This window comes from Roseomonas rosulenta, from assembly GCF_016106005.1.
In the GTDB taxonomy this organism is placed as follows: Bacteria; Pseudomonadota; Alphaproteobacteria; order Acetobacterales; family Acetobacteraceae; genus Neoroseomonas; species Neoroseomonas rosulenta.
This window is the reverse complement of the sequence record NZ_JACADR010000264.1, coordinates 1-6,164: the sequence shown is the minus strand read 5'-3', so window position 1 is coordinate 6,164 and position 6,164 is coordinate 1. Positions and strand designations below refer to the sequence as shown.

The following is a 6,164-nucleotide window of genomic DNA, read 5'->3' as shown; positions in this document are numbered from 1 at the left end:
GCGAAGGACCGGGCGGCGTTTCTTCGCGGGACACCACCATGATCAGCGCGACCAGGGCGACAGAAATGCCTGAGGCTGCCGGCGCGCGCCGGCCGGCGCTGCTGCGCGCGCGCACGCTGCGGCGTCCGCCAGTCACTGGACATGCCGAGTATCGGTTCGCGGCCCTGCCGCGATCCGGGAGCGCGAAGCGCGACCGCGCCCAACCCGCCCGCTGCCGCCAACGCACCAGCGCGCGGCGCGAAGGCAAGCCGGCCGGATGGCCGGCGCCCGCCGTCTGAGGGCAAGAAGAATGGCAAAGCGTGACTACTACGAGGTGCTGGGCGTTGCCCGCGACACGGGCGAGGAGGACCTGAAGAAGGCCTACCGCAAGCTCGCCATGAAGTGGCACCCCGACCGCAACCAGGGCGACAAGGACGCCGAGGCCAAGTTCAAGGAGCTGAACGAGGCCTACGACATCCTCAAGGATGCCGAGAAGCGCGCCGCCTATGACCGCTACGGCCATGCCGCCTTCGAGCAGGGCGGCGCGGGCGGGCCGGGCGGCTTCGCCGGCGGCGGCCCCTTCGGCGGCGCCTTCGAGGACATCTTCGAGGAAATGTTCGGCCGCTTCGGCGGCGGGCGCGGCGGCGGGCGCGGCGGCGCCACCGGCCGCGGCGCCGACCTGCGCACCCAGGTCGACATCAGCCTCGAGGAAGCCTTCGCCGGCACCAAGACCAACATCCGCATCTCGACCTCCGTCAGCTGCGAGGCCTGCAAAGGCACCGGGGCGGAAGGTGCGGCCGCCTCCGGCGCGCAGACCTGCCCGGGCTGCTCGGGCTCGGGCAAGATCCGCGCGCAGCAGGGCTTCTTCCTGATCGAGCGCACGTGCCCGACCTGTGGTGGGTCCGGCCGCATCATCAAGAATCCCTGCAAGGTCTGCCAGGGCGCGGGGCGCGTTCAGCGCGAACGCACGCTCAACGTCACCATCCCACCCGGCGTCGAGGACGGCACCCGCATCCGCCTGGCCGGCGAGGGCGAGGCCGGACTGCGCGGCGCGCCCGCCGGCGACCTGTACGTGGACATCGCGCTGAAGCCGCACCCGATCTTCCAGCGGGAGGGGGCCAACATCTTCATCCGCGTGCCGCTGCGCATGTCCCAGGCCGCGCTCGGCGGGCATGTCGAGGTGCCGAGCATCGATGGCGGGCGCACCCGCGTCACCATCCCCGCCGGCAGCCAGACGGGCGACCAGTTCCGCCTGCGCGGCAAGGGCTTCTCGGTGCTGCGCTCCGCCGCGCGCGGGGACATGTATGTCCAGGTCAGCGTCGAGACGCCGCAGAACCTCACGCCCAAGCAGCGCGAGCTGCTCGAGCAGTTCGAGGCCGAGGCCGCCAAGGGCGGGCGATCCTCCCCCGAAAGCGAGGGCTTCTTCGCCAAGGTGAAGGAGTTCTGGGACGGGCTTGGGCGGTAGCAGCCACCCAATCCCCTCGCCTGGTCAGACGATCGGCGTGGCCCAGTAGTCGTCCACCGCGCGTCGGCGGTCGGGCCAGCCTTGCTCAACCGTCGGTGCCTTCGCCAGCCGCTCGCGGTCGATCTTGACGACATAGCCGCCCAATGCGGTGTCGTAGCGCAGCATTTCCCACGGCAACGGGAAATGCTTCGAGCCGATGCCGAGGAAGCCGCCGAAGGAGAGCACGGCATAGGCGACGCGGCCGGTGCCCTTGTCGAGCATCACATCCTCTATGCTGCCGATCGCCTGGCCCGCCAGGTCGTAGACCGAGGTGCCCGCGACCTTGCCCCCGGCGATCAGGTGGCCGGTGGTCGGCGCGGTCAGGTCGGCGGTGGTCGGGCGGGCATCCTGGCGTGGGTTCGGGATGTTCATGGCGTATCCTCCTGCCGGAATTGATGAAGAGGGAACGCGACGGTCGGCGCTGGGTTGCAGTGCGGCACGGCGGGCTTGACCGGTCGGCGCACCGACCGCACAGGCAGGACCATCCGCGAAGGGGAGCAAGCGCCATGACCATCCGCATCGGCATTGCCGGCATTGCCGGCCGCATGGGCCGCCTGCTGGCCGAGGAAGTGCCCGCCGCCGGCGCGCGCCTGGCCGGGGGCACGCTGCGCTCCGGCACCGCGCCGGCCGGCGCCGAGGTGCTGCCGGATTTCGGCGCGCTGTGCGGTGTGAGCGACGTGGTGATCGACTTCACCCACGCCCAAGCGGCGCCCCTCCACGCCCGTACGGCGGCCGAGGCCGGCACGCCGCTGATCCTGGGGTCCTCCGGCCTGTCGGCCGAGGAGGAGGCGGCGGTCGCCGACGCCGCGGCGCGCGTGCCCATCGTCTTCGCCGCGAATTTCGCGCCGGGGGTGAACCTGTTCCTGGCGATCGCCGAGCGCATGGCGGCCGCCCTGCCCGCGGCGCAATACGACGCCGAGATCGTGGAGATGCACCACCGCCAGAAGGTCGATGCGCCCTCGGGCACCGCGGTCGCTCTCGGCCGCGCGGTGGCGGCGGGGCGCGGCACCACGCTCGAGGATGCCGGGCGCGAAAGCGGGCGAGACGGGCATTGCGGCGGGCGCGGCACCGGGACCATCGGCTTCGCGGCACTTCGCGGCGGCCAGGTCGTGGGCGAGCATACGCTGATCTTTGCCGCGGCGTCGGAACACATCAGCCTGACGCACCGGTCCTTCGACCGGCGGGTCTATGCGACCGGGGCGGTGCGGGCGGCGCTGTGGGCGGCGGCGCGGCCGGCCGGCCTGTACGACATGAAGGATGTGCTCGGGATGTGACCCGGCAGGTGCCGCCCTGCCTTGACCCCGCCCCCCCCCCTTGCGATACGCCCCCGTCCCGGATCCCCCGGGCGCAGCCTGCCGGGGCGTCCCGCCGGCATTTCCCGCGACAAGAGGCCGAACCAAGCCATGCGCGATACCGGCGAGTATCTCTTCACCTCCGAATCCGTCTCCGAGGGCCATCCCGACAAGGTGGCCGATCGCATCTCGGACACCGTGCTCGATGCCTTCCTGGCGGCCGACCCCTATTCCCGCGTGGCCTGCGAGACGCTGGTCACCACCAACCGCGTGGTCATCGCCGGTGAGGTGCGCGGCCCGGGCGCGGTCACGGCGGACTACCTGAAGCACCTGGCGCGCCTTGCCATCCACGACATCGGCTACGAGCAGGAGGGCTTCCACTGGCAGAACGCCCATGTGGAATGCCACCTGCACGCCCAGTCCGCGCATATCGCGCAGGGCGTCGATGCCGCCGGCAACAAGGACGAAGGTGCGGGCGACCAGGGCATCATGTTCGGCTATGCCTGCACCGAGACGCCCGAGCTCATGCCCGCGCCGCTGTACTACGCGCACCTGATCCTGCGCCGCATCAGCGAGATGCGCCGCAACAAGGACAAGGCCGTCGCGGGCCTGCTGCCCGACGCCAAGTCCCAGGTCACGCTGCGCTACGTCGATGGCAAGCCTGTGGGCGCGACCTCCATCGTGCTCTCGACCCAGCATGTAGAGGGCCTGGAGCAGGCGCAGATCAAGGCCATGGTGAAGCCGATCATCGAGAGCAGCCTGCCCAAGGGCTGGATGTGCCCCGATGCCGAGCTGTATGTGAACCCGACCGGCACCTTCGTGATCGGCGGACCGGACGGCGATTGCGGCCTGACCGGGCGCAAGATCATCGTCGACACCTATGGCGGCGCGGCCCCGCATGGCGGCGGCGCGTTCTCCGGCAAGGATCCCACCAAGGTGGACCGCTCGGCCGCCTATGCCGCGCGCTACGTGGCCAAGAACGTGGTCGCCGCGGGCCTCGCGGAGAAGTGCACCATCCAGGTCTCCTACGCGATCGGCGTCGCGAAGCCGCTGTCGGTGTATTTCGACCTGCACGGCACGGGCCGCGACGTGGACGAGGTGAAGCTCGCCAAGGTGATCGACGGGCTGGTGAACCTCTCGCCGCGCGGCATCCGCGAGCATCTGCACCTGAACCGGCCGATCTACGTCCCGACCAGCGCCTACGGCCATTTCGGCCGCACGCCGGACCTCGAGGCCGGGACCTTCACCTGGGAGAAGACCGACCTGGTGCCCGAACTGAAGCGGGCCTTCGGCAGGTGATGGACAGCGGCGAAGCGCGGCGCGGTGAGAGCCCGCACCGCGCCCCCGCATTGACGCCGGAGGGCATCCCCGACCGGCTCTATGGCCGCCGCCGCGGGCATCCCTTGCGCCCGCGGCAGGACCGCCTGATGCAACTGGCCCTGCCGCGCTTCCGCCTGACCGCGGCGGAGGCCGCGCAGGCGCATGCGCTGTTCCCGGGCGCGGCCGATGTCTGGCTGGAAGTGGGCTTCGGCGGCGGCGAGCACGCGCTGGCCCTGGCCGCGGCGCATCCCTCGGTCGCGCTCATCGCCTCCGAGGTCTTCGAGAACGGGCTCTGCTCCCTGCTCACGCGCCTGGTGCCCGAGGGTGCCGAAGCCACTGCCCCGCCGCCGCAACGCCTGCGCCTGTGGCCCGAGGATGCACGCCACCTGGTGGCACTTCTGCCGGACGCCGCGTTGGGCCGGCTCTACCTGATGTTCCCCGACCCCTGGCCCAAGGCGCGCCACGCCAAGCGGCGCTTCGTCAACCACGCCATGCTGCCGGTGGTGGCGCGCGTGCTGCGGCCCGGTGCGGAGTGGCGCATCGCCTCCGACGACCCGACCTACCAGGCCTGGGTGGAGGAAGTCTTCGCCGACCAGCCGTGGTTCGCGCCGCGCCTGGACACGACCGAGCGCCCGGCCGACTGGCACCCGACGCGTTACGAGGCGAAGGCGCTGCGCGAGGGGCGCACGCCGCGCTACTGGATCTTCGCGCGGAGTGACGCGCGATGGGCGTGACACGCAGCCGGCGGCTCGAGGTTGGCGCGGACCGCGACGCCATGACGCCTCCGCGAGCGACGCCGCCATGGAACTGACCGGTGCCGCCGCGCTGGTCACCGGCGCCGGCTCCGGCCTTGGCGCTGCGACGGCGCGTGCCCTGGCACAGGCGGGTGCGCAGGTGGTCGGCATGGACCTCAACGCCACCGGCCTCGACCACGCCATCCTGGGCGACGTCGCCAGCGAGACCGACGTGACCGCCGCGCTCGATGCCGCATCCGCGCTCGGCCCGCTGCGCCTTGTCGTGAACTGCGCCGGCATCGCGCCCGCCGCGCGCGTGGTCGGCCGCAACGGCGCGCACGACCTGGCGCTGTTCGAACGCGCGCTGCGCGTGAACCTGCTCGGCACCTTCAACGTGCTGCGCCTGGCCGCCGCGCGCATGCAGGCGCTGGACGCGACGCAGCCCGATGGCGAACGCGGCTTGGTCGTCAACACCGCCTCGATCGCCGCCGAGGACGGGCAGGTCGGCCAATGCGCCTATGCCGCGTCCAAGGCCGGCGTGATCGGCCTGACCCTGCCCGCCGCACGCGAACTGGCGCGCAGCGGCATCCGCGTGGTCACCATCGCCCCCGGCCTGTTCGAAACCCCGATGCTGTCGGGCCTGCCTGAGGCGGCGCAGGCGGCCATCCGCGCCCTGCCGCCCTTCCCAGCACGACTCGGCAGGCCGGAGGAATTCGCCGCCATGGTGCTGGCCATCTGCGCCAATCCGCTGCTGAACGGCACCACACTGCGGCTGGATTCGGCGCTGCGGCTGCCGCCTTGACCGCGCAGAGGGGCGCTGCATCTGCGCCGGGCCGCACTTCACCCGAGGCACAAGGGCCTTCGCGCACGAGGTATCGGTCAGCGATACCGGGATGCACACGCTCTGCCAGGGGCCGCCCCCGCCCGCCTTCCGAACGGCTCAGCGCGACCAGTCGAGACCATCGGTCTCGCGCGCATCATCACCCCATCGGGTCCGGCCCTGGAGCAGCGTCCGGGCGCATCGAACCGCTGCACGGTCGTGCCGACCGGACATGGGCTCCGCCAGACTCTCCGCTTCCTGGCGCACGACATCCGACCTGATTATCCCGCCTGGTCGGATATTGACCTAGATGTTTTGGTCCCGGCATTTCATGGTGCGGGTTTGCGGTGAACCTATGGGGGTCTGCGGCCCATGATCGGCAGATGAACTCGTAGGGGGTGAGGCCCTTCAGGGTCTTGAGCCGCCGCGCGTAGTTGTAGGTATCGAGGAACAGGGCGAGGTGGCTGCGGAGCTCGTCGTGCCTGCCGTAGTGGTAGCGCTGGACGGTGGCCTCC

General features: G+C 71.4%; 6 protein-coding genes and 1 pseudogene. 5 read left to right on the top strand and 2 right to left on the bottom strand.

What is annotated here, in order from left to right; all coding sequences use genetic code 11:
* Positions 1-289: 289 nt before the first annotated feature.
* Complete coding sequence (gene dnaJ / locus HW578_RS21540; protein WP_198372771.1) at positions 290-1,444, top strand: molecular chaperone DnaJ; 1,155 nt, start codon at positions 290-292, stop codon at positions 1,442-1,444.
* 24 nt (positions 1,445-1,468) lie between these two features.
* Here the strand turns inward: dnaJ and HW578_RS21535 are convergent, their stop codons facing one another.
* Positions 1,469-1,855, bottom strand: a complete 387-nt coding sequence (locus HW578_RS21535; protein WP_198372770.1) for a PRC-barrel domain-containing protein — start codon at positions 1,853-1,855, stop codon at positions 1,469-1,471.
* Positions 1,856-1,989: 134 nt separating this feature from the next.
* Between HW578_RS21535 and dapB the strand changes: the two genes are divergently transcribed.
* The 4 genes from dapB to HW578_RS21515 all read left to right on the top strand — a co-directional run bounded on the left by dapB (position 1,990) and on the right by HW578_RS21515 (position 5,631).
* Positions 1,990-2,757: a 4-hydroxy-tetrahydrodipicolinate reductase gene (dapB, locus tag HW578_RS21530; RefSeq protein ID WP_198372769.1), complete on the top strand. Its 768-nt coding sequence runs from the start codon at positions 1,990-1,992 to the stop codon at positions 2,755-2,757.
* 129 nt (positions 2,758-2,886) lie between these two features.
* Positions 2,887-4,074, top strand: a complete 1,188-nt coding sequence (gene metK, locus HW578_RS21525) for a methionine adenosyltransferase (RefSeq protein ID WP_198372768.1) — start codon at positions 2,887-2,889, stop codon at positions 4,072-4,074.
* Positions 4,074-4,829, top strand: a complete 756-nt coding sequence (gene trmB / locus HW578_RS21520; RefSeq protein WP_198372767.1) for a tRNA (guanine(46)-N(7))-methyltransferase TrmB — start codon at positions 4,074-4,076, stop codon at positions 4,827-4,829. The genes metK and trmB overlap by 1 nt, the downstream gene beginning before the upstream one ends.
* 67 nt (positions 4,830-4,896) lie before the next feature.
* Complete coding sequence (locus HW578_RS21515; RefSeq protein ID WP_198372766.1) at positions 4,897-5,631, top strand: SDR family NAD(P)-dependent oxidoreductase; 735 nt, start codon at positions 4,897-4,899, stop codon at positions 5,629-5,631.
* Positions 5,632-5,965: 334 nt separating this feature from the next.
* Here the strand turns inward: HW578_RS21515 and HW578_RS28605 are convergent.
* Positions 5,966-6,164: pseudogene (locus HW578_RS28605) on the bottom strand (IS481 family transposase); the annotation flags it as partial.

Coding starts and splice junctions, on each gene's coding strand:
- dnaJ (WP_198372771.1), top strand. CDS start 290: ATGGCAAAGCGTGACTACTACGAGGTGCTGGGCGTTGCCCGCGACACG.
- HW578_RS21535 (WP_198372770.1), bottom strand. CDS start 1,855: ATGAACATCCCGAACCCACGCCAGGATGCCCGCCCGACCACCGCCGAC.
- dapB (WP_198372769.1), top strand. CDS start 1,990: ATGACCATCCGCATCGGCATTGCCGGCATTGCCGGCCGCATGGGCCGC.
- metK (WP_198372768.1), top strand. CDS start 2,887: ATGCGCGATACCGGCGAGTATCTCTTCACCTCCGAATCCGTCTCCGAG.
- trmB (WP_198372767.1), top strand. CDS start 4,074: ATGGACAGCGGCGAAGCGCGGCGCGGTGAGAGCCCGCACCGCGCCCCC.
- HW578_RS21515 (WP_198372766.1), top strand. CDS start 4,897: ATGGAACTGACCGGTGCCGCCGCGCTGGTCACCGGCGCCGGCTCCGGC.